This is a genomic window from Paenibacillus daejeonensis DSM 15491 (genome assembly GCF_000378385.1).
Taxonomy (GTDB): Bacteria; Bacillota; Bacilli; order Paenibacillales; family Paenibacillaceae; genus Paenibacillus_D; species Paenibacillus_D daejeonensis.
Window position 1 is genome coordinate 241,949 of sequence record NZ_KB899664.1, and the last position, 23,271, is coordinate 265,219.

The window sequence follows — 23,271 nt, forward strand, 5'->3', positions numbered from 1 at the left end:
GCGGAGAAGGTGGCCGAGATGGAGGAGCAGATCACATCCATTCCACAGTTTATTCAATGGTTCGGGCTACCCATCGCAATGAGCCTGATTGGGGGCCTAATCGGTCATTTCGTCAAAAATGGGATTATCGAACTGCCAAAGTTTGTCATAGAATATACCGAGGACCCCGCCTCGTGGCCGGCCAACTGGTTTCTGCGTTCGCTGCAGCGAACAGGTCGGTTCTTGCTCTTCTTGCTTGGCTACCGGAATCGGACGAATGCGACCGACAAGGTATTTTTCGACTTGGGCTTCCTGGGTGATCTGCTGATTGCTATCGGTACCGGGATTCTTGCGAAGACGGCACTGGCACTTGCCAACACGGATAGTCCCTACGCTGTGATCAGCAGTTCCCTACTTGCAGGGTATGCCGGACTGTCTTATCTCAAGACCAAGCAGAACAAGGAGATAGCCAGTACGGTCATCGAGACGCTGGACGAACCAGAGGAGACGGGGGTTGAAGTAGGCAGCTCGGACGGACGGAAGGAACGATTGACCAGAACCGTGGATAAGGGGTGAGGAGATGCAGCGGACGACAGTTAAGGTCACCCAGCACGAACTGCAGGAGTTGAAGAAGCTAGCCGGCATTATTAAGAACGTACGTCTTCCGCTCTCACAGCGGCGTATTGCGAAGTCGCAGTACGAGACCATTATTAAATACGCCAAACATTCGGATCGCTTAATCATGTAATGTCGCCGGTGGTACCTGACGCCGCCTCTGCCCTTGCTGGGCGGGGGCGGCGTGTTTGGCATGCTCAAAAATTGTTTAGAGAGATAGGCGATACGGTTACAATATCAAGACGGGCTCTGCCTGTCATACATAATTGGCATGAGAAACGAGACAAGAGAGTCATCTGAGTTAGACAGACAGGGAGGCATAGCATGAGGAAACAAAGGGAAAACGGAGCCGTCTTCTACATATCGGTAGTAGTGGTGCTATTAGTTGTAGGGTGGGGCTTTCTGTTACCAGACAATTTGGCTTCCGTGGCCGAAGAGGCTTATGCTTTTGTAACCAGCACATTTGGCTGGTTTTATCTGACGACGACATTTTTATTTTTGATGTTCGCCATTTTCTTGTTCTTCAGCCCTGCCAGCCGCATTCGGCTGGGCAAGGACAATGATGAACCGCAGTACCCTTATTTCACTTGGCTGGCCATGTTGTTCTCGGCCGGCATGGGGATTGGTCTCGTCTTCTACGGCGTGGCCGAACCGATCTATCATTACATTACGCCTCCAGAGGGCATAGCTCCAGAGACACCTGCGGCAGCCCGCGCTTCTCTGCGTTATTCATTCTTCCACTGGGGCCTGCAGCCATGGGCCATCTATACGGTGATTGCCCTGGCTATCGCGTATACGCAATTCCGCAAAGGGGATACGGGGCTGATTAGTGCGACTTTTCGGCCAATCATGGGCAAGCGAGTAGACGGCGCACTGGGCAAAGGGATTGATACTCTGGCATCCGTCGCCACTGCCTTCGGAGTCGCGACGTCACTTGGCTTGGGGACGCTGCAGATCAATGGCGGGTTGGAGTATGTGTTCGGGATTCCTAATAATCCGAGCGTGAATCTGATCATTATCCTCGTCGTGACGATGTTGTTCCTGCTCTCCGCAATCAGTGGTCTGGACCGCGGGATTCGCTATCTCAGTAATATGAACTTGTCGTTGGCAGGCATGCTAGCGCTGTTTGTGCTGATTACGGGTCCAACCTTGTTCATCATGGACAACTTGACGGCAACCATCGGCTCGTATCTGGGCAACATCGTAACGATGAGCTTCCTGATGACGCCTTTTTCCCAGGGTACATTCGTTGGGGACTGGACGATCTTCTACTGGGCGTGGTGGATTGCCTGGGCACCGTTTGTTGGATCGTTCATCGCACGTGTCTCCAAGGGACGAACGATCAAGGAATTCGTGGGCGGCGTGTTGTTGGTACCGACCGTGCTAAGTATGGTGTGGTTCTCCATCTTTGGCGGCACAGCGCTGCATATGGAGATTTTTCAGGAACTACCGATTACTGCGGCCGTAGAAGAAGACATGACCTCGGCTTTGTTTGTCACCTTGAATTATTTGCCTTGGGGGACGTTCATCGGTGTCCTCGCCATCTTGCTGATTACGATGTTCTTCGTTACCTCTGCCGACTCGGCAACCTTCGTGCTTGGCATGTTGACCTCGCGTGGCACACAGAACCCGCGGATCTCCGTTAAAGTCATCTGGGGTTTGCTCATGTCGGGTATTGCTGGAGCGCTCATCTTCACAGAGACGGGGTTAGGCGGCTTGCAGACGGCCTCGCTTGTTATCGCACTGCCGTTTACCGTAATTCTGCTGCTCATGATGTATTCCATCTACAAGGCACTGAAGCGAGAGGTACACGACAGCAGGCGCAAGGAGCGTAAACGACTGCAGAAGCTGGAACGCTTACTGGAACGTGAGGAGGACTAAATTCAGGGAGGAGTAGGCAGCCATGAAGCGTGGTTGGATCGGATTGTCGGTGGGAGTCGTCGTGCTGGCGTTAGCGGCTGGAGGATATATGATGTTCGTGAACCCGCCTGGCGACATCGATGTCGAAGGACGCTGGGAGCTGGTGAGCGGGTCAGAGCCGTGTTATGCCGGCGTGCGGTTTATGCGGGGAATGACCCCTGCAGAGGGGGGCGTATCGACAGAGGCCCACGAGGGCAATGTTGTGCAGATGGCCTACGGCACCTACGTCAAGACAGGCGAGCGACTGACACTGAACCTGAACAATCCACCTACTGAACCAATAGAAATGATGATCGCACGTGAGGAAGAGCAACTACAGCTTCACTATGTGCAAGACGGCGAGCAGTTGAGATGCACGTATGCTGTAGTGGGTGAATAGGTTCAGCAGATGGAACAGTCTGGCCAATGCGACCTAAGATGTAATTGCACGTCTAAACTACCTGTGATATGCTTACAATAGAAAAAGGGAGCTGCGTTAACAGCCCCCGGATACACAGCCGCTTTTAAGAGCGGTCGGCTATCGGATAACAGTCGTGAGAATAGACCGATTCCTTGGGCGGGGCGGTCTATTTCTTTTTGTTGGTTATGGCAAGCACGATTTTAACGATCAGTCCGATAAGTGAAATCGTAAACATACCGAACGCAATCATCAACGTTGTTGTATATCAATAAGATCGCTCCAAAGCCAAACGCAGGGCTGGAGAGCGATCTTTTTTGTGAGTTTTAGCCCTACTGTAAGTTAGGGATTCAACCGATCTGCAGCAACCCGGAAGCCAGCATTGCCTGTCGAGGTGTCCGGTGTATTGGAGCTGCGGGCGGCGAGGCGATACCGATTGCAGTAGGAACGGTGGCACAGGTAGGAGCCGCCCCGCATGGAGCGTCGATCCGTCTGACGGCTGTAGAATGGATTATCCGCAGAGGTCTCGTGATGATAGCCGGGACTCCAATAGTCGGCACACCACTCCCAGACGTTGCCGGACATGTTATACAGGCCATAGCCGTTAGGTTCATACGTGTCCACGGGTGCGGTTCCAATATAGCCGTCTTGCGCTGAATTTTTGACTGGGAAGCGGCCTTGCCAGATGTTGCAGCGGTGCTCACCGCCAGGCTTCAGCTCGTCCCCCCACGGATAGCGTCTGCCCGCCAGTCCACCCCGAGCCGCAAATTCCCATTCCGCTTCAGTAGGCAGGCGCGTGCCCGTGAAGTCACAGAAAGCCACGGCATCGTTCCACGATACATGAATGACGGGATGATTCAGCCGCGCTTCGATGTCAGAGTCCGGTCCCTCGGGGTGAGCCCAATCTGCGCCTTGCACGGCATACCACCACGGTGTCTCATGCGGCGCTTGCTTCACTGCTGCCTTGGTGGATTCTGACACTAGCAGATGAAAAACATACGACCAGCCAAACCGTTCCGCTTCTGTTACATAACCCGTGGCTTCGACGAACTGGCGGAACTGCGCATTAGTCACAGCGTAGGACGAGATCCGGAATGGGCGGACCGATACCTCGCGGGAAGGGCCTTCGCCGTCGGCAGGGAAGCCGTCCGGGTCGTCGCTGCCCATCCGGAATGTGCCGCCTGCGAGCTCGGCCCAGTTCAAATGTATCTTGGTGCCAGCAGTCTCAGTGCTGACAGGGGACTCTGAAACCTCGGGATGACCCGAACTCGGATGAAGCGCATGTTCTGAAGCCTCCTGAGGTGTTAGGCTGACAGCGGCTCTCCCGGCCGCGCAGCAGGGTTTCTTAGGTTCCACGCTCGATCCCTCCGTCCAACATTGTCTGCCCACATCATATCATACATCGCGGGACTGGAGCCATGCGCTGCTGTGCGCGGGGAAGGGAAGTAGCTGGTCAGGGCTGCAGCTCGAATACCCAAGGTCCCCGCACGACAGCGACAGGTCTCTCCAGATGGAGGGTTACCTCGTTCTTGCCTGCCGGTGCATCGAACTCTAGGTATAGGAATGCTCCTGTCGTCTCGTCATAATGTGCCGAATGACTCTGTCCCTGCAGTTCGAGCTGAAGCAGCGATACAGGTGCATCAGGATTATAATGGACATCCACGTAGATCCGCAGTCGATCCTCGACACGCTCTGTGCGGGTGAGAGTAACTGGGAAACCGGCCAACTCTACCTCGCGGTTCAACTGCTCGTGGGTCTCTGTCGGCATCTTGATCTTAACGCTCTCCAGGGGATATTCGATGAGTACTTCCGGCAGCGTCAGCTCGTACGGGTCATCTCCGCCGGTTAGCGGGATGTAGAACTCCCGAGCCGGGCCGGTGACGCCCATGTCCCTGGTGATTTCCACCTGCTTGCCCTCCGGGTTGGTCACCTGCAGCACAGGGTCTCCTCCGTAAAATCCATGGATACCATAATTGTTTATTATATATTCGGCGCCAGAAGGAGTTAAGAGTGTCACTCGTAACTGAGCGCCGATTCGCTGGTGTGCGGCGGTAATCGAGAGTCCGTGATGGATCTGGGTCGGCCCGAGATCCTCGTAGCTGGCAACAGAATCGGCCGGAGCAAGATCGACATCTACTTCGATTGGTTGATCAAGAGGGATTGTCAGTCGGACCTGGCCTTTCGTTTCGACGGGACCCTTGAACCAATAGCCGGAGCTCCACGTGTCACCGCCTCTGATAGTCGTAGAGCTTGTCAGCTCGTAGCTATCTCCTTGTTCATTGGTTAACACCAAATGATCTGGCACACGGGTCTTCTGGCCGTAAATCGTGAAGTAGGTTTCGCGTTCATCAGACATGCCGCCAGTGATTGTCAGCGAACCCTCTCCGACGCTTAGCCGCACAGGCTCCTCCAGCACATAGAGGTTCGCAGAATCCTCCTGTACGATGCCGATGCCTGGCACGAATTGAAGCGCGCGAGCGAGCGCCGCCCATACCTGGGGCTGCTGGATGAGCACGGCCGCCAGCACCAACGCCCCGGCCAGCGAGGCGACTGTCCAAAGCCGCCGTCGTCTCGGCTTGGTCTGCCGCTCATTGCTGGCACGTCGTGCGTCACTATCTAGCTGCTCCAACTGGTTCCCAACCCGCTGCTCATTACCGGCTTGCTGATCCATCGCCATCCGTGACTCCACCGCTGCCTGCCCAATACCAGCGCGACTTCGCTCCCTTAGAGCAGCAGGGATTTCAATCGTCTCCATCTCTTTCTTTACCTTATTAGAATCCATCTTGTCCCTCCTCCTGCACACGGCTTCTCAGCTTGCCCAGCGCCCGGTACAACAATGTCTTGGCAGTGCCTAACGGCACCTCCATCAGTTCAGCAGCCTCCTTGATGGTCAAGTCATAATAAAATCGCAGAATGATTACGTGTTTCTCATCCGCATTCAGTGTGTCGATAAGCTGCCTCAACGTGAGCGTAAGCGGCACGTCTTCGCTCTCCGGAATTGCCAGCCGCTCGGTATATTCCGGTTTCCAAGCGATCTCCCGCTTGCGTTTACGCAGCATATCGATGGCGCAGCTGATTGTAATGCGGATCAGCCAGGTTTTGTGATAACGCGGCTCTTGCAAGCTGCCGATCCCTTTGAAGGAACGGTAAGCAGCCTCCTGCACGACATCCAGTGCATCCTCGGTATTGCCCATATACACATAGGCGGTGCGGTATAGGTCTGCTTCATAAGTTTGAAAAACAGCGAGAAACGCATCTTCGTCGCCTTGTTGTGCCTGTCGTACCAACTCAATAATCACAATCACCCCTTCAGCTCTTGCCTATCAACCACAGCCCCTGTACGCGCCACAATCGAGATCTCCAAATAAAGTTTCCTTATCTGCAGCCCCCGTACGCGCCCCGGCCGAGGTCTCCAAGTAAAGTTTCTTTAACTGCAGCCCCCACACACGTCCCAATCGAGATCTCCAAGTAAAGTTTCTTTAACTGCAGCCCCCGCACACGTCCCAGCCGAGCCCTCTTCTCGCCGGCATGCATCAGTCCCCCACCAGTCCCCCACCAGCCTGCTTCTATTCCTGTCATTGTCATTCTCACAGTGAGTCAAGCCCTGCCTCGCAGCAGCCACAGAAACGCTATTCCAGGCTAGAATACCATGCCCTGTTGCAATCGATCTAACTATTAGACGGCGCATGGCTGCGGTTTGGCTTTAGGGTATCACCTTTTTTTTAGTTTGGCTTTATTGCCCCGGAAATAAATAGGGGTGAGATGCTGCTCCCGGTCCACAGCAAAAAGACGCCGCAGACGAAGCTGCGGCGCCTAAATGAACTCCACTAGCCTTTAAGGCCAGTGGTGGATATCCCCTCAACAAAATACTTTTGCGCGAGGAAGAACAGCAGGATACAGGGCAGAACTGCGACCACGGACATCGCCAGCACCTGGTTCCAGGAGACGGCCGAGGAGGCGTCCAGTGAGAGCCGCAGGCCCAGGGAGACGGTGAACTTGCTGACACTGCTGATGTAGATGATGGAGTTGAAGAAATCATTCCACGTCCACATAAACTGGAACAGGCCAACTGAGAAGATCGCCGGTTTACAGAGTGGTAACAGCACACGAGTCAGGATCGTGAACGAGTTACACCCGTCGATGGTCGCTGACTCATCAAGATCGCGCGGCAGCCCCCGGTAGAATTGGATCATCAGGTAGATGAAGAACGCCGAGGTGGCAAACGCCGCAGGGACGATGAACGGCAGATACGTGTCCAGCCAACCCAGTTCATTGAACAGAATGTACCGTGGAATCAGGATGGTCGCATCCGGCAGCATCAGGGTCGCCATCATGAGCGAGAACAGCAGCGTCTTCAGTGGGAAATTGAAGCGGGCAAAGCCGTACGCCACAATGACACTGGAGACGATGGTGAAGATGACGACGGGGATGACGAGAATCAACGTGTTTTTGAAAAAGGTGTCAAACCCATACAGCCCCGTACCTTGCCAGCCTAACTTATACGAATCCCACACGTACGTGTCCGCGAACAGCCGGCTGGAGCCAAAAATGTCCTGGTTGGTCTTGAACGAGGAGACGAAGAGCCAGATCAGCGGGTAGATCATGACCAGTCCGAACAAGATGAGCAGAAGGTAGGATAGCCACTTGTTGCGTGGTTCGCTGCGCATTAGCTCTTCCCCCCATCCTCATAGTAGACCCAGCGGTTGGACGTCTTGAAGATAATACCCGTGACGACCATGATAATAACGAACAATATCCACGACAACGCTGAGGCATAGCCCATCTTGAAGAACGTGAAGGCTTCTTCATAGAGCTTCAACGCATACAGATACGTGGACTTCATTGGCCCGCCATTGGTGATGACAAAAGCGCCGGTAAACTCCTGGAACGCATTAACCATTTGCATAATCAGGTTGAACAGCACAATCGGTGTCAGCATCGGTACGGTGATCTTGAAGAACATCCGGGTCTTGGAAGCTCCGTCAATGGAGCCAGCCTCGTACAAATCCCCAGGAATCTGCTGGATGCCCGCAAGGAACAAGACCATGGACGAGCCGAACTGCCATACGGAGAGCAAGCCCAGCGTATAGAGTGCGACATCCGGATTACCCAGCCAGTCGATGGACGGGATGCCCAGATTGCCAAGCATATTGTTGACCACGCCGTCCCGCATGAACAGGAAGCGCCATAATACGGCAATTGCTACGCTGCCGCCGAGAATCGAGGGCAGATAATAGACCGTACGGAACAAATTGATGCCCTTCAGCTTGGCGCTGAGAATTAAGGCAATGAACAAGGCGAAGGCCAGCTTGACCGGTACGGCCAGGATGACATACAGGCTGGTGACTTTGAGTGCCTGTGTGAAGCCGGGGTCATTGGTGAAAATTTCCTTGTAATTATCCAGCCCTATGAAGCTTGGCGGCGCCACCATGTTGAAATTCGTAAAGGAATAATAGAACGACATAAAGAACGGGTAGAGCTGAAAAATCATCAAGCCGATCAGCCAAGGCAGAATATAAAGTAGACCGATATACCGGTAATTCTTGCGTTTCGTTCGCTTGAACAACGGAAATCACTTCCTCTCTTGCGCATGCGATAGCAGGGACACGCAGCCCCTATCAGGCCTGCCGTGTCCGCAGATGTCTTATTGCCTAGCTTGCAGATCGCTCAGCTTACGCTCCAGCGCAGCAATCAGCTCCGTTGCGCCTTGCTCCGGCGTAGCCCGGCCAAAGGCAACCTTCTCAATCGAATCCTGGAGAATCGAGGTGACCTCCGAATTGGTAGAGAGTGCGTTGTCGAGCAAACCCGTTGCGTTGGCTAGCCCCATCTCGACAGCACGGGCTATCGCCGGATCGATCTTGCCAGCATCCACTGCGGCTTGCTGAGCGGCAGACGAGGCTGGCACCGAACGGACGTCGCCTAGAATGGCTGCCGCTTCGGCATCATGAAGCAGCCAGTTCAGGAAGGCAGCCGCTTCCTCCGGATGCTGGGACTTGGCGCTAATAGCATAGAGCTGAGATGGTCGTACCTGAACAGCCGTGTCCTTCGCATCCTTGGCGATGACCGGTAGTGCGGTTATCACTTCGACATCCTCGGGAAATACGGAGCGCAGGGGCAGCAAGGTGCTGCTCATGGCCGAGATCATCGCGATCTCCTGGTTGATCCATTTGGGGTTCTGCTCCGTCTTGCCGTAGAACAGATCGGCCTCGCCGAGCGGCTGATAGACGCCTGCCCGCATGGCTTCATCGAGCCAGGTTAGCGCAGCGACTGCGTCTTCCTGGGTAAATCCAAGCGTGTAATCCTCCTGCACCCATTGCTCGCCTGTCCGTTGCATGAGGAATTTGTTGAAATCCTGCATCAGCACCCCATGGTCAGCCAGCAGCAGATGCTTGGAGCTGTCACGCTCGTGCAGCTTCTTGCCCTCTTCATAGATGGTCTCCCAATCCCATTCGATATCAGTCGGCACGCCCAATGCGTCCGCTGCCGTCTTGTTAATGACTAGCGCATAGGCGTTGACGCCGCTGGGCAGGGCCACCAGCTTGTCGTTATAGGTACTGAAATTAGTCAAGAAATCTGCATCAAACTCATCAAGCGAGAGTTCACTCTGGTCACTGAGATCGAGGAAGAAGTCGCTTTGCGTCAGATCCTCCATCCATGGGACGTCCAGCTGCATGATATCTGCCGAGGTGGAGCTGGCTAATTGGGTTTTCACCTTCTGCTCATAGCCGTCGAAGCCCTGGTATTCTGGTTCAATCCGGACATTCGGAGCCACCTGCTTGTACGCTTCAATCGCTTCCAATGTCTGCTGATGCCGTCCGTCGCCGCCCCACCAACTGAAGCGCAGCGTCACTTGCCCACCGTTGTCTTCGCCGCTGCCGGCCGTTCCGTTGCCGCCGGAGCAGCCGGCAATTAGTGCTGCCGACATCACGACTGCCAGCGATCCGGTCCACCATTGTTTTCTCATTGTGAATCCCCCTTGATGATGAAATGATTACGTTTGAAAACGCTTATCCAAAGTATAAGCCGGTCTATGCACCGGCGTAAGGGAGCTAATCTTAGATAAAAGACTCAATATATTAGACATTCGCTTACAACGTATCATTATCTCAGAGAACGTATCCTTATGTATGGATCTTGAGTCCAGAAGTCATCAACAGAGAGAGGAAGGGGAGGTGCTGTGGTATACTACGTCTACATAAAAATTCAGGATATCGAACGATCCGTTACCTTGAGGCCTCATTTGAGGCAATCCTGAAAGTGTAGCCAACATGAGGTGAAGACCATGCATCATTTATTGCTAGTGGACGATGAGGCAGATGCCAGAGAAGCGCTGGCAGCTTATTTTCCGTGGCATACGGTAGGGTTCCGAGTCGTCGGACAAGCTGGCAACGGCCAGGAGGCGCTGACCTTGATTCATGGCGGCTTGCAGGTCGATTGCGTCCTTGCAGATATCCGGATGCCTGTGATGTCGGGAATTGAGCTGGCCGAGCAGCTATACAAGGAACGACGTGAGATTCAGCTGATTTTTCTCAGCAGCTACCGGGAGTTTGAATATGCACAGCAAGCGCTTCAATATCGGGTCAAGAACTATATTCTCAAGCCTGCGAAGTACCAGATGCTCATGGAGGTGTTCGGCAGACTGGGGGAGGAGTTGAAGGAACAGCGGCGTCTACTTGTGCCGGAACCTGTGGAGGACATCCATGCCGACCGAGAGAAGGGGATCCTCATCCGCCGGGTTGAGGACTATATCCACCAGTCCTATAAGGAAGCTACGCTGGAGGAAGCAGCGCGCGTAGTGCATCTGAATCCCAATTATCTGAGCGTGCTATTCAAGCAGAAAACTGGCAGCAGCTTCACCGATTATTTGATTAAGACCAAGATGGAGACCGCCTACCGGCTGCTGCAGACAACCGAGTACAAAACATACGAAATCAGCGAAATGGTTGGCTACAGCAACGCTAAGAATTTCACACGAACCTTCAAAAGCTTCTATGGTACGACGCCAAGCGCCTGCCGCGGCGGCGAGGGTCCCAGATGAAGGAACGGTATTTTGTCAAAAACCTAGCTGCCTTCCTGATTCCCATGCTGTTGCCGCTCATCATTCTTGGCTCGCTTTCCTTCCTGACGACGCAACGTGATATGAAACGAGATATCAACCAGAGCAGTCAGTATCTCTTGCTTCAATCGCAGCGGCAGTTGGAGCTGATTCTCGGGGAGCTGGATTCCCTCAAGCTGGCGTTATTCCAGAATCCCAAGGTATTCAACGAACTCTCGACCATTTTGCAGCAGCCTACCTACACATATGAGAGCTCGACCTCCTATCAGATTATCTATAGTTATCTTAATGCATTGACCAGTGGCAAGCCGTATATTCACTCGGTCTATTTCTACGTGGACAATCCGCTCCAGCGCTATATTTCTTCTCTGGGCGGATTGCTTACTCCGAGGGAGTCTAGGGATATGGCCTGGTTCGAAGCCTTCATGAGCCCGCCGCCAGGCAGCGAGGAGTGGACCGTGAGGCGCGAGGTGAAGCTATATGAATTCGAGACGGAACCGACGTCGTTTGTAACCATCTACCAGGCATTGGTTCCACGGCAGATTGGTATTGTCATGAACATCCGGCCCGATTATATGGAGACGTTTCTGGGAGATGTCACAACCTATGAAGGACAGAAAATACTGGTGCTCAGTGAAGACAATCAGATTCTGTTCGCCAATGACCCGAGCGGTCAGCCGACCGGCGAGCTGTTGGAGCGAATAGTGGCGGATGAGTCGACGTTCTTCGACCTGGAGACGAGCAAGGGACTGGTGAACGTGACAAAAATCAGTTCGGACCGTCACAATTGGAAATACGTGTCGATTATTCCCCACACCTCGCTGTATGAGGCACCGTCGCGCATTTTGTCGTATACGCTGCTATTCAGCGGGCTAGCCCTACTGAGCGGTCTGGCGTTGACGTATTACCTGACCCGGCGCAATTACCGGCAGCTCCTCAATATTACCCGGCTGCTCCGGCAGGCAGAGAATAACCGTGTCGCCTTGAAGCGGCCAAGCAAGGTGAAGGATGAATATTCATATATTATCGAAAATATGGTCGCTCATTTTATCGAACACCGCTATATAAGGACGCAGCTCTCGGAAGAGAAATATCGACTGCAAGTCATGGAGATGCAGGCACTGCAGGCTCAGATTAATCCCCATTTTCTGTACAACACGATGAATTCGATCTACTGGGAGACGGTAGCACTCACGGGGAAGACGAACCGGGCAAGCGACATGATTGAGGATTTATCGGATCTGCTATCCTACTCCTTCAGTCAGCCATCGGCGACGGTCACCTGGAGCGAGGAGATCGCCAATACCGTAAGCTATGTGAACATTCAGAAGAAGCGGTTCAAGGATAAATTCACGCTTATTCTGGAATATGACGAAGAAATCAAGCTGCTGAAGACGATGAAGCTGCTGCTGCAACCCTTGGTGGAGAATAGTATCTATCACGGCTTCCGGGAGATGGAGGCTGGGGGGCTTGTCAAAATCAAACTGGAGCAGCGCGTTGCCGGAATCCATCTCCATGTCATCGACAACGGCTGCGGAATGTCCGCCCAGCGGCTGAACGAGGTGCGGCAGTCGTTAACTCCGGACGGGGAGAAGGCGGCCATCCCATCTTCCGATTCCGAACATATCGGCCTGCGCAATACGTATAGACGGCTGCGTCTTAGCTGTGAAGGGAGCACGATGCGCATCCGCAGCAAGCCGGGCTTGGGCACGGTCATCTCGATAGAGATTCCGAACCCGCTATGATATAGTAGGTTATATTTCTAGCTGTCAGCGGGTCTGACAGCTTGTTCGGGAGGGGCGCCTGCATGTTCAAATCCATACGCCACGGGATGTACGGCTACCGTTTTGCCGAGGGGGCAAACCAGCCGTTATACCAGTTGTACTCGGTGGGCTATGACCGTGTGACGGATCCCGAGTATAGCTGGCATGGCCTGCACCGGCAAGACGGCCCGCTGTATCTGTTTCAATACACAGTCTCAGGGCATGGCAGGGTCGACATTGCAGGCACGTCCCATCAGGTGGGTTCGAACCAGGCGCTCCTGGTCGAGATACCTGGAGATCACCGGTACTACATGCCGGCAGACACGACGTACTGGGAGTTTATATACGTTCTTTTTCGGCCTTTTCATCTACAGCAGTTGTGGCAGGACATGCTGGAGCAGGTAGGGCCGACTCCAGTCATTCCTATGGATAGTCCCGTCATCCACGCCATCAACAATCTGTATAACGAGGCGAGCAGCAACCGAATTCATGACGTGTACCGGGCGTCTGCTCTGGTCTACCACTTCTTCATGGAGCTCTACCGCTTCAGCTGCCTCCCGTCTTACTCCGAGCATGAATGGCACCCCGCCGTACAGGAATCGATTGAATTTATGCAAAAGAATTACCATCTCGCTATCGGTCTCGATCAAATCGCAGCGCACGCGGGCTTATCCAAATATCATTACACGCGCCTGTTTACAAAAACGACGGGCCGTACGCCGCTCCAGCATCTCACCCGGACCCGGCTGGAGAAAGCGGTCGAGCTCATCCGTTCCTCGACTTGGTCGATGGAGGAGATTGCGCATCGGATCGGCTTTACCAGTGGAAGCTATTTCACCAAGGTCTTCAAGCTTCACGTGGGATGCAGCCCGAGCGAGTTCCGACAAGGCCAGGCGGTGCTGCCTGTCCATCGAATGACCTTCACATGAGCAAGATTGCACGCTCACCGGTTAGTAAAAAGGTACGGCCTCCCTAGTTCTGGGATGCCGTACCTTTTCATTTCGAGCGCTAAGGAATCCGCACCACTTCGCCAACACGGAGCTGATGATCCTCTGCAAGGCCATTGTGTGCAGCGATTCGCTTGGCTCCGCTGTTATCCCCATAATACTGGCGTGAGAGGCTGAACAAAGTCTCTCCTTCGCGTACGGTATGCGTTTTGGACTCAGTGCTGCTGCCGGATGTACCGCCGGAGCTGGGTGCCTGGGCTCCGCCGCCGCCGTTCTTCGGAGACGGGATCGTCAGATTCGCTCCTGCCCGGAGGCCGTCGGGGCCGCCCAGATTATTGCGGGACACGATCAAATCGACATAGTCTGGCGAATTATAGAACATCCTGGAGATGCTGTATAAGGTATCCCCGGGTTGAACCAGATAGGTGGCTGGGAAGCCGTTGCCCGGCGAGACCGATTCATTGGGTTGTTCCTGCGTATCGGGGCTGGGCTCCTCTTCAGGCGGCGGACTGCGATCGATGCCGGGTGCATCGATCTCCTGCATCGGATCCTCGCCTTCCCGCGGCATGCCCTCTGCTTGTCCATTGTCGGGCCATAGCTCCGTGGATGGATCATTGGTTGCCTCGGTCGGTTCTTCTCCCCCCAGAGAGCCTTCGGCGAGTTCGGTGTCTTCGTTATTCGTCTGACTCAGAGCGGTTCCTGCCTGCTGCAGGTAGATGCTGTATAAGACGGCACAGACGACAAGCAGGAAGCCGAGCAGCGAGAGCAGGACATAGAAGGTTGTCCGGCCGCCCCTGGCATCCGCAGTGCTTGCTTTGTTCTTGCTCATGTGCGGTCAATCTCCTTTGATTCGTGTGACATAAGAACAGAAAAACGGCTTTACTCTTATATTACTACAATTTTTGCAGGGTGAAACGGGCGAGAGGATAGATTTACCTGGTAACAAGGAATCATATTGGGATAGATCTTCACAAAAAATCGTCCGTCCCGTAGGACGAACGAAAGATTGCAATCTATGCTCGCCTCCTCAGCTCTCGAGTTGGCTCCGGTACGCTTTGGGAGAGAGGCCCTCCTGCTTCTTGAAGACCTTGCTAAAATATTTCACGTCGCGGTAGCCGACCATCTCGGCAATCCGGGTCACGCTCAGGTTCGGGTTGGACATGAGACGCTTGGCCTTGTCGATTCGGTAGCCGGTCAGATAATCAGTGAAGCCAATGCCATACTCCTGCTTGAAGCGTCGGGATACATACTCGCGACTGACGTTAAAGGCAGATGCTATGTCCTGCAGCGCTAGTTCTTCGGTATAGCGTTCTTCAACAAAAGAAAGCATATCCCGCCACGTGGAGGAGGACTCTCTGCTCTGACGACTGGTTATCATTCGCGAGAGACGGGTCAGCCAAGCCTCGGCCCAATCCCGCCATAGAAAATGGGAGAAGGTGTAGCTGTCAGCATCCGGAGCTGGGTACTCTTTGTCCTCGCGCTCGGCCTCGGTTAGCAGCGGTGCAGCCTGCTCCGCTACCGTCTCCCGGAGCAGTGCGGCCCGGAAGGAGGCGGCTTCGGTTTTCCACTGACTCAGCTGCTCGGGGGTAACCGTGCCGGAGCGGGTCAGTTCGTCGACCCAACCTTGAGCCGCTTCGGCCAGCTGGCTGCTGCTGCCGCTGAGTACAGCTACGCGAGTCATATCCTGAATCCCGGAAAACCCGGGAGGCTTCGGGAGCCCTTGCTCCGCCGCAGCGGCATGGAGATACGAACCGGTATCCAGCATATTGCGTCGTCTTAGACCGCGCAGAGCCTCACTGTACTGCCCAGGCAAACTGCCTGGCAATGCTCCGCCGCTGCCTACACCAAAGAGCATCCTTCTCTGCAGCGTCACAAACAGTCCTTCGTTAATTCTCGCCACCAATGCCTGGACATCCTGCTCCAGGTCCCACAACAGCAAGATCACGCCGCCGGTAGAAGCCCAGTAACTAAAGGCAGTGCCGCGATGCTCCGGATGGAGGAATTCGTTGCAGATGTTAGTCAGGACAAAATGCAGCAGATCCATATCATTGCCCATCCGCTCCAACAACTGCTTGTCCCCTGCGTCCAGGTGCAGCAGAAGCAGTCTCACGTGTCCAGCAGATTCGGGAATAACACCTTCCTGCTTGAGACGCCGCATCGCGGATTCAGAGGTGGCGGGATCATGAATGAGCGAAGACAGGAGCTTCTCGCCATAGATGGGCTTGAACTCGTTGAGTTGAATGCTCTGCCGCTGCTGCTGTGCGCGTTCGTGCTCATCCTCGCGCCAGGAGCGGGCCGCCTTGGCCACAGCTGCGTTGATCGTCTCCGGCTCAATTGGTTTCAGGATATAATCGACCCCACCATGCCGCACGGTGCTTCGAACAAAATCAAAATCATTATGCCCGCTAACCACGATAAACTTGGTCATATCCGCATATTCATTCATCCACGACATCAGCTCAAGGCCGTGGCCATCTTCCATCATCATATCCATAATGACAAGTCCCGGGACACTTTCCTGAATAAGCGCGATCGCCTCGTGTCCGCTCGCGGCTTCCCTGACATCCGTAATGCCATGCGTCTCCCAGTCCACAAGCAGGCTAATGGCACGGCGTACTCGGGCCTCATCATCAACGATCAATGCTCTCATCTGTCTCACGCTCCACAACATGCTTTGTCCACAGTATAACGCAAGTGACAAGTTGGCCGCAAAAAAGGCTGGTGGGAGGGGGCGGATGCGAGCCGCAGTCACATATCTTCCCAACCTATAGGGATTATGGTAGTATGGCATAGTAATTTTATATCCATCCAGCAAGGAAAGGAGAGTGCTGCAGTGGCTGCTACAATCAAGGATATTGCGAATAAGGTCGGCGTAAATGTCTCTACGGTGTCGAGAGTTCTTAATAATCGCGGCTATATTAGTGATACGTTGCGGGAGAATATTTACAAGGCGATGAAAGAACTGAATTATCAGCCTAACGAGGTGGCCCGGACCTTGTTTCGAAAAAAAAGCAATATGATCGGGTTGATTATCCCGACCGTCGCACATCCCTTTTTTGCCGAACTGTGCAGCCATATTGAAGACTATGCCTACCAGCATCAGTACAAGATGGTGCTATGCAATTCACAGCATGATAAAGAAAAAGAACGCATGTACCTGAACTACCTGAAAGCCAACCAGGTAGAGGGGATCATCTTGGGGAGTCATACAGTCGACGTGGAGGAATTCTCGAAGATTGGGCTGCCACTAGTCACCTTTGACAGAGCCATAGGCGATAATATTCCATACGTCAGCTCCGATAACTATGAGGGCGGGCGGATGGCAACGGAGCTATTAATCTCCTCCGGATGCAAGCGGATTGCAATGATTACAGGCAGCCTTGATCTCCCGATGCTCTCCAATGACCGTCATACGGCATTTACAGAGGTCGCCTCTAGACATGGGGTGTGGCATACGGTCGTGGAGACAGATATCTTTGGGTTTAACCCTGAAAATTATGAAGGGGTGATCAGCAAGCTGTTCGAATCCCATCCAGAGATTGACGGCATTTTTGCCAGCAGTGACGTTATCGCAGCGTATATCTTGAAAACTTGTTCAAAGTACAATAAGTCTGTACCTGAGGATGTCAAATTGGTAGGTTATGATGGAATAGCCTTCTCCGAGGCGCTGGTTCCGCCATTGACTACGGTCAAACAACCGATCCGGCAGATGGCAGAGTTGGCTTTGGACCTGCTGATTAAACAGGTGAACCAGGAGCCGGTCAATGTGACCAATATTCTTGCCAACGAACTGGCCATCCGACAGACAACTTGAGGAACTCAAAAAAGAGAGGGATACTGTGAATACGAAAAACTATAAACGGTTGCCGTTCAGGCATGTAGCCAATGTGCGTGATTTGGGTGGATACCCTACCCTCGATGGAGGCATTACGCGATATGGGGTGTTCTATCGTTCCGGCAACCTTCACAAGGCAAGCCCCAAGGAAGTAGAGCTGATCAAGGAGCTGGGCATCCGTACGATTGTGGATTTGCGTTATAAAGATGAATGTGAGCGTATGCCCAATGCGGATCTAGGGGAAGAAATTGAGACCCGCAACATTTCCCTATTCGCTGATTTAGCACCGGAACGACTAGCCGTCAATCATGGTGAGCCAGATACGCAGTCACTCATTCATATGTACATTCAGGTTTTATCGGATTGCAGTGACAAGCTGTACGAGGTCTTCACTGCCCTGGCTGAGGCAGAAGAGGGGGCAAGCCTGATTCATTGTGCAGTAGGCAAGGATCGTACTGGCATTGTTGTCATGTTCTTACTTGCGATTGCTGGTGTGGAGGAGGCAGATATTATTGCCGACTATGAAGTAAGCCGAACTTATATTGCAGCGTACTCAGAGGATCTAACAGGATCCCATTACAGCAATATTATGAAGCTGTTAGCTTACTTGGACGAGCACTATGGTTCGCCAGCACGCTATTTGGAATCAATTGGTGTGGATAAGAAAAAGCTGGAATCTATCAAAAGCAGGCTAGTACTGTAGGGATAGATTATTTTTAAGGGTTGTATGTCAAACGGTTGACATATTCGTGAATATGATTTATAACTATCAATGTAAGCGATATGCAAAGCGGTTGGCTCAATATGTCAACCGCTTTGCATATAGCTGCACATTCCTTCCCGAACGGGGAAAGGGAGCGTAGATTGCTCTTAAATTAAAACGTTTTCATGCATTGGGGGGAGGCGTACATAGGCTGATTAACACTCGGCCACTTCCGGCAATATTGTCCTACCATCATGTCATCCACTAGAGAGGGGTTAGCATTTATCATGAAAGCTAAATCATTAATTGGAACTACACTTGCACTTTCCCTGCTGTTAGCAGGTTGTTCGTCTACTGCACCTGCAAATTCCGGCCAGGCAGGTGCCGACAACGGGGAGAAGCCTGCGAAGCAGGCTGTTATTAAGCTGTGGGGACTCGAAGGCGCGGAGACGGAAGTCTACAATGAAATTCTTCCTGAGATCAATGCGAAGTACCCAGAACTGAAAGTTGACTATTCCTTCTATCCGAACGAAGAGTTCTATAACAAATTGAAGATGTCTCCGGTTGCAGGCGATACACCGGATATCGTCATTATGGATGCCACGGAGCTATCCTACTACGTTGAAGCAGGCATGCTGCTTTCTCTCGATTCCTATATGACTGACGACATCCGAGAGGATATGCTGCCTTCCGTCATCAACGAAGGTACCTACAAGGACAGTCTGTATGCGACGGCGCAATTCGATTCCGGTATGAGTCTGTGGGCTAACAAGTCCATGCTCGAATCGGCGGGAATCCGGATTCCGACCAGCTACACCGATGCATGGGACCGTGCAGAGTTTGAGGATGCTCTGGCTAAGCTGAAGGCAGACGGCGTGCCTTACCCGATCTACATCCGTCAGAATTCACCCAAGACGCTCTACTATACTTATACTCCAATCGTCAAGAGCTTTGGCGGGGATATGATGAACCGCGAGACGATGCTGACGGACGGGGCGCTTAACAGCGAAGAAACCATTGCGGCCTTTGATTACATCAGCTGGATGATCGAGCAGGACTATATTAATCCTGTGGCCGATTACGAAGATGCATTTTATGGTAGACAAGAAAGTGCATTGGCTCTGATTGGTCATTGGAAATCCAAGGAGCATTTCGAGTACCTCGGAGACGATGCGATTCTGATTCCGATTCCTGACTTCGGCAACGGTGTTTATACCGGAAGCGGTTCGGTGATCTGGGCCATCACGACAGCTGCCGAGAAAAACGGGGTTGCTGACGAGAGCTGGAAGGTATTGGAGGAAGCTGTTTCTGTAGAGTACATCGACCGGATGACGGATGTAAACGGAGGCATTCCAGCTCGCCTGTCCGTACTGGACAGCAAGGAAGAATATCAGGAGGGGGGCAGACTCCATCTGTACCGCGAGCAGCTCGAAGCGGGCATTGGCTACCTCCGGCCGCAGACGCCGGCTCACAATGAAATCTACAATGTGATGCGGGCAGTTGTTGGCAATCTCTTGCTTGGCAGTGACGCGCGTGAGGAATTGACGAGAGCCTCGAAGGATCTGGATGAAGTCATTACTGAAAATGGATGGAACAACTAAATAAGCTCCACTGGTCGGGTCGAGCGGATTGACTGCTCGGCCTGATTCGTCCGTATGTGTTTTGCAGATTGAAACATGAGGTGGCTAAGAACATGAAGAAGAACAGGCCGAACCGTATCGCAGACGGCCAGACTCTGGCGGCGTGGCTGCTGAGCGCGCCATCGCTCCTGATTATTTTGACCTTTATGGTTATTCCTTTTGCAATGTCTATCGTTTATTCATTTACGAATAAAATGCTGATCCCGAACCCCAACAATCCGTTTCAGTTTGTGGGGCTCTACAACTACATCAAAGTATTTACCAATGATGTATCGGTGCAGGCTTTTATCAATACAGGATTTTTTGCGCTGTTATTTGTACCGTTCACTGTCGCAATCTCGACCGTACTGGCCGTGCTGGTGAACAAACGTATCAAGGGAATCGGCATTATTCGCCTGATTTACTTCAGTCCGCAGATCGTTTCCATTACTGTCGTTGCCGTGATCTGGGCGTTTATCTTCTCCCCGAGCGCAGACGGCTTGCTCAACTCCCTCCTGCATTCGCTAGGCCTGGAACCCCAGCTGTGGCTCAAGGATCCGAAGCTGGCCATGTACGGCATTGCGGTTATGTCGATCTGGCAGGCTATCGGGATGCAGATGATCATCATCCTTGGGGGATTGCAGTATATTCCCGAGGAGATCTATGAGGCTGCCAAGGTGGACGGCGCTAAACGCTGGCAGACGTTTATCTCCATTACAGTTCCGATGCTCAAGAATACACTTAACTTTGTCATCATAACCAATACGATAGCGGCACTGAAACTGTTCACACAGGTATTCATGCTGACGGAGGGCGGCCCGCAGAACAGTACCAATACAGTGGTATATTTTATGTATAATATCGGCTTCTCACGGAATCAGATTGGATACTCTTCGGCAATGGCGGTTGTATTCTTTGTCATCGTCCTCATCATTTCCCTCATTCAAAATAGAATCATCACGAAGGGAGAATAGACAGGTGCAGTCACAGATCTTCAAACCAGGCAAGGGCATGCGTGTCGCCCTGATGTATGTCATGTATATTCTGATTGCGATTTTGTTCGCTGGCCCCATGATCTATCTGTTCGTAGCCTCGTTCAAAACGGACAATCAGATCGTGGCAGATATGTCTTCTATTAAAGGCTTTATACCCTACGGTGATCTGAGCTGGGACAACTACAGAGCGATTTTCCGCAAGATGGACTTTGTCAAGTACTTCATGAACTCGGCTATATCTTCTCTGCTGGTCGTACTATTCGGTACCCTGATTAATTCGATGATTGGCTATTCCCTGGGTCTCCTTGATTTCAAGGGAAAGTCGGTCATTGTAGCCATGATTATCGCGCTCATGATTATTCCTTCGGAAGCTGTCATTATCAACCGGATGATGGTAGCAACCGAGCTTAACATGCTTAATACCATGTCCGTTCTGGTCATACCGGCTCTGGCTTATCCGGTGTATGTCTTCTTGTTCTACAACCATTATAAGGGCATCCCCAAGGAATTGCTTCAAGCGGCCGTCATTGACGGATCAGGTTATATTCGCAGCTTCTGGACGATCATGCTGCCGTTGTCTAAGCCCATTCTAGCTACAGTAGGTATTCTGACCTTCATTCGACGCTGGGGGGATCTCATCTGGCCTACGCTGGTGACACGGGATGATACGTATCGTACCTTGCCGCAAGCGATGAAAGCTTTGTATTCAGATGCTTATGTGTACTGGGGGGAAATCTTCGCATTCGGAACGATGGTCACGATCCCGACGCTTGTCATCTTCCTGATCTTCCAACGCCAATTCATTCAGTCTGTCGCTTCATCCGGTATCAAGGGATGACCAAGTCTCTATTCATAAGGAGTCTTTTCGATGAAACTACATTACTTGGGTACAGGTGCGTCTGAGGGCTTTCCGGCAGTGTATTGTGAATGCGACGTGTGTGAGCGTGCGCTCCAGAGCGGCGGCAACAATATTAAACGCCGCTCCAGCGTCCTGATCAATGATCGGATTCTAATGGATGTCTCACCGGATTTGTATATGCAGAAGCTTAAATTCGGACTCCAACTGGCGCGGGTTGAGAGTGTCGTCGTCACGCATGCCGATGAAGATCATTTTGACGTATTTTCTCTGATGCTGCGCGGCAAGCCGAATTATTGCACCATTCATTACGACCGTGGAGGGACCCGGCAAGTTCAGGTCTATGGTAATCAGACGGTCGAAAGTCTGTTCTATTGGGGAGTGAAGAAGAAGCTCAGAGGCTATCAGGAGCAACTGGCGTATCAACGGGTTGAACCCTTCCGCGCCTTCGAGGCTTCCGGTATGGTTTTCACTCCACTGATAGCCAACCATCGGGTGGATGAATTGTGTTATATCTATATGATTGAGCAAGGCGGTAAACGGGTGCTCTATGCCAACGATACGGATGCCATTGAAGAGCGGAACTACGAAGCGATCCGAGGGCTGCATTTTGACCTGGTCAGCATGGACTGTGCTCGCGGTATACTGCCTGGCGACGGGCATATGGGGCTGGCCGAGAATGTAGAGATGAAGCGGAAGCTGGAACAATACGGCTGTGTTAATGAGAATACGCGCTATCTCCTTACTCACATCTCGCATATGTGCGGTATGACACATGATGAACTGGCCATAGAGGCGGGCAAGTATGGCTTTGAATTGGCTTATGATGGATTAATCCTCGAACTATAAAGACCTGGAGCTGATGAGCATGAAAGCACTGATTCTATCGGATATTCACAGTAATGTAGTGGCATTGGAAGCGATCGTGAAGGCAGAGCCGGAATACGATGTCATCTATTGCGCGGGTGATCTGGTCGATTACGGACCATTTCCCGCAGAGGTTATAGGCTGGATGCAGGAGCACCGCGTAACCTGTGTGCGGGGCAATCATGACGATATCATTATTGATGTCTATCGTAATGGCGGCCATCTGCATGAGCTGACGGATGGAGAGAGCAAGTGGGCTCATCATAATGCCCGTCTGTTAGGCGAGTCCGAGATTACCTACCTGGAACAGAATCCAACTGCGCTGTCCTTCGAAATGGATGGCATTCATTATACGATGCAACATCTGTATCAGGACTATCTGACGATCGATAGTCTACCCAAATTCGACGCATTCTGGAACAGCCATCATCCGGATCAGCCGGACATGGAGCAGCAGCGGCGGCTGATCTTCGGGCACACCCATCGCCGCTGTGTCCATTATCTGAGCGACAATAGCTTATGGCTCAATCCAGGGAGTGTCTCGTACCGCCGGCCAGATGATCCGACCAAAGCTGCACATTATTGTACAATCACCGACGGCGTCATTTCGCTCAAGCACGTTGTCTATGACAGAACCCCGCTGTGGGAGGCGACGGAGAAGCTGCGATTGAGAGAAGATGAGATGCGCGTCGCTCGTGTTTTTTTTAGAGACTAGAAGA

23 protein-coding genes and 1 pseudogene are annotated in these 23,271 nt (G+C 52.6%); 14 read left to right on the forward strand and 10 right to left on the reverse strand.

The genetic code is table 11. The features are described from left to right. Positions 1 to 9: 9 nt before the first annotated feature. The 4 genes from F556_RS0118000 (at position 10) to F556_RS0118015 (ending at position 2,893) form a co-directional block, all read left to right on the forward strand. Complete coding sequence (locus F556_RS0118000) at positions 10 to 555, forward strand: hypothetical protein (RefSeq protein WP_157272809.1); 546 nt, start codon at positions 10 to 12, stop codon at positions 553 to 555. 4 nt (positions 556 to 559) lie between these two features. After that, positions 560 to 727: a hypothetical protein gene (locus tag F556_RS37840; RefSeq protein WP_020618380.1), complete on the forward strand. Its 168-nt coding sequence runs from the start codon at positions 560 to 562 to the stop codon at positions 725 to 727. 191 nt (positions 728 to 918) lie between these two features. Continuing rightward, positions 919 to 2,475 (forward strand): glycine betaine uptake BCCT transporter, encoded by a 1,557-nt coding sequence (locus F556_RS0118010; RefSeq protein ID WP_020618381.1) that lies wholly within the window; start codon positions 919 to 921, stop codon positions 2,473 to 2,475. A gap of 22 nt (positions 2,476 to 2,497) precedes the next feature. Beyond that, entirely contained in the window at positions 2,498 to 2,893 is a 396-nt protein-coding gene (locus F556_RS0118015; RefSeq protein WP_020618382.1) for a hypothetical protein, read from the forward strand. 187 nt (positions 2,894 to 3,080) lie between these two features. Here the strand turns inward: F556_RS0118015 and F556_RS38825 are convergent, their stop codons facing one another. The 8 genes and pseudogenes from F556_RS38825 to F556_RS0118050 all read right to left on the reverse strand — a co-directional run bounded on the left by F556_RS38825 (position 3,081) and on the right by F556_RS0118050 (position 9,875). Further along, entirely contained in the window at positions 3,081 to 3,164 is an 84-nt protein-coding gene (locus F556_RS38825; protein ID WP_281167912.1) for a putative holin-like toxin, read from the reverse strand. A gap of 89 nt (positions 3,165 to 3,253) precedes the next feature. Next, a pseudogene (locus F556_RS0118020) lies at positions 3,254 to 4,099 on the reverse strand (formylglycine-generating enzyme family protein); the annotation flags it as partial. Between the two features lie 265 nt (positions 4,100 to 4,364). Beyond that, complete coding sequence (locus F556_RS0118025; protein WP_020618384.1) at positions 4,365 to 5,693, reverse strand: hypothetical protein; 1,329 nt, start codon at positions 5,691 to 5,693, stop codon at positions 4,365 to 4,367. Then, positions 5,683 to 6,210, reverse strand: a complete 528-nt coding sequence (locus F556_RS0118030) for a sigma-70 family RNA polymerase sigma factor (protein ID WP_342663313.1) — start codon at positions 6,208 to 6,210, stop codon at positions 5,683 to 5,685. Before F556_RS0118030 ends, F556_RS0118025 begins: the two co-directional genes overlap by 11 nt. A gap of 76 nt (positions 6,211 to 6,286) precedes the next feature. After that, complete coding sequence (locus tag F556_RS0118035) at positions 6,287 to 6,496, reverse strand: hypothetical protein (RefSeq protein ID WP_169447609.1); 210 nt, start codon at positions 6,494 to 6,496, stop codon at positions 6,287 to 6,289. A 242-nt stretch (positions 6,497 to 6,738) separates the two neighbouring features. Then, entirely contained in the window at positions 6,739 to 7,578 is an 840-nt protein-coding gene (locus tag F556_RS0118040) for a carbohydrate ABC transporter permease (RefSeq protein ID WP_020618387.1), read from the reverse strand. Then, positions 7,578 to 8,477 carry a carbohydrate ABC transporter permease gene (locus tag F556_RS0118045; RefSeq protein ID WP_020618388.1) on the reverse strand — a complete coding sequence of 300 codons (900 nt, stop codon included), beginning with the start codon at positions 8,475 to 8,477 and terminating at the stop codon, positions 7,578 to 7,580. Before F556_RS0118045 ends, F556_RS0118040 begins: the two co-directional genes overlap by 1 nt. A 78-nt stretch (positions 8,478 to 8,555) precedes the next feature. Next, positions 8,556 to 9,875 (reverse strand): ABC transporter substrate-binding protein, encoded by a 1,320-nt coding sequence (locus tag F556_RS0118050; protein WP_020618389.1) that lies wholly within the window; start codon positions 9,873 to 9,875, stop codon positions 8,556 to 8,558. 318 nt (positions 9,876 to 10,193) lie between these two features. Between F556_RS0118050 and F556_RS0118055 the strand changes: the two genes are divergently transcribed. The 3 genes from F556_RS0118055 (at position 10,194) to F556_RS0118065 (ending at position 13,659) form a co-directional block, all read left to right on the forward strand. Further along, complete coding sequence (locus F556_RS0118055) at positions 10,194 to 10,949, forward strand: response regulator transcription factor (protein ID WP_020618390.1); 756 nt, start codon at positions 10,194 to 10,196, stop codon at positions 10,947 to 10,949. Further along, positions 10,946 to 12,712 (forward strand): sensor histidine kinase, encoded by a 1,767-nt coding sequence (locus F556_RS0118060; protein WP_020618391.1) that lies wholly within the window; start codon positions 10,946 to 10,948, stop codon positions 12,710 to 12,712. Before F556_RS0118055 ends, F556_RS0118060 begins: the two co-directional genes overlap by 4 nt. 62 nt (positions 12,713 to 12,774) lie before the next feature. After that, positions 12,775 to 13,659, forward strand: a complete 885-nt coding sequence (locus F556_RS0118065) for an AraC family transcriptional regulator (RefSeq protein WP_020618392.1) — start codon at positions 12,775 to 12,777, stop codon at positions 13,657 to 13,659. Positions 13,660 to 13,738: 79 nt separating this feature from the next. Here the strand turns inward: F556_RS0118065 and F556_RS38830 are convergent, their stop codons facing one another. Both F556_RS38830 and F556_RS0118075 read right to left on the reverse strand, forming a co-directional pair. Beyond that, complete coding sequence (locus tag F556_RS38830; protein WP_020618393.1) at positions 13,739 to 14,506, reverse strand: LysM peptidoglycan-binding domain-containing protein; 768 nt, start codon at positions 14,504 to 14,506, stop codon at positions 13,739 to 13,741. A 198-nt stretch (positions 14,507 to 14,704) separates the two neighbouring features. Next, positions 14,705 to 16,327 (reverse strand): helix-turn-helix domain-containing protein, encoded by a 1,623-nt coding sequence (locus F556_RS0118075; RefSeq protein ID WP_020618394.1) that lies wholly within the window; start codon positions 16,325 to 16,327, stop codon positions 14,705 to 14,707. Between the two features lie 183 nt (positions 16,328 to 16,510). On the opposite strand from F556_RS0118075, the gene F556_RS0118080 reads away from it, so the two are divergent. From F556_RS0118080 to F556_RS0118110, 7 genes are all read left to right on the forward strand, one after another. Next, on the forward strand, positions 16,511 to 17,491 hold the full coding sequence (locus F556_RS0118080; protein ID WP_020618395.1) for a LacI family DNA-binding transcriptional regulator: 981 nt from the start codon (positions 16,511 to 16,513) through the stop codon (positions 17,489 to 17,491). 25 nt (positions 17,492 to 17,516) lie between these two features. Then, positions 17,517 to 18,215, forward strand: coding sequence for a tyrosine-protein phosphatase (locus F556_RS0118085; RefSeq protein ID WP_020618396.1), 699 nt, complete (start codon positions 17,517 to 17,519; stop codon positions 18,213 to 18,215). 287 nt (positions 18,216 to 18,502) lie between these two features. Beyond that, complete coding sequence (locus tag F556_RS0118090) at positions 18,503 to 19,816, forward strand: ABC transporter substrate-binding protein (RefSeq protein WP_020618397.1); 1,314 nt, start codon at positions 18,503 to 18,505, stop codon at positions 19,814 to 19,816. 92 nt (positions 19,817 to 19,908) lie between these two features. Then, positions 19,909 to 20,808 carry a carbohydrate ABC transporter permease gene (locus F556_RS0118095; RefSeq protein ID WP_020618398.1) on the forward strand — a complete coding sequence of 300 codons (900 nt, stop codon included), beginning with the start codon at positions 19,909 to 19,911 and terminating at the stop codon, positions 20,806 to 20,808. A 4-nt stretch (positions 20,809 to 20,812) separates the two neighbouring features. Next, the gene (locus F556_RS0118100) at positions 20,813 to 21,667 is read left to right on the forward strand and encodes a carbohydrate ABC transporter permease (protein WP_020618399.1); all 855 of its coding nucleotides are present in this window, start codon (positions 20,813 to 20,815) and stop codon (positions 21,665 to 21,667) included. Between the two features lie 30 nt (positions 21,668 to 21,697). Beyond that, complete coding sequence (locus F556_RS0118105; RefSeq protein ID WP_020618400.1) at positions 21,698 to 22,534, forward strand: MBL fold metallo-hydrolase; 837 nt, start codon at positions 21,698 to 21,700, stop codon at positions 22,532 to 22,534. A gap of 19 nt (positions 22,535 to 22,553) precedes the next feature. Continuing rightward, positions 22,554 to 23,267 carry a metallophosphoesterase family protein gene (locus tag F556_RS0118110; RefSeq protein ID WP_020618401.1) on the forward strand — a complete coding sequence of 238 codons (714 nt, stop codon included), beginning with the start codon at positions 22,554 to 22,556 and terminating at the stop codon, positions 23,265 to 23,267. Positions 23,268 to 23,271: the final 4 nt, after the last annotated feature.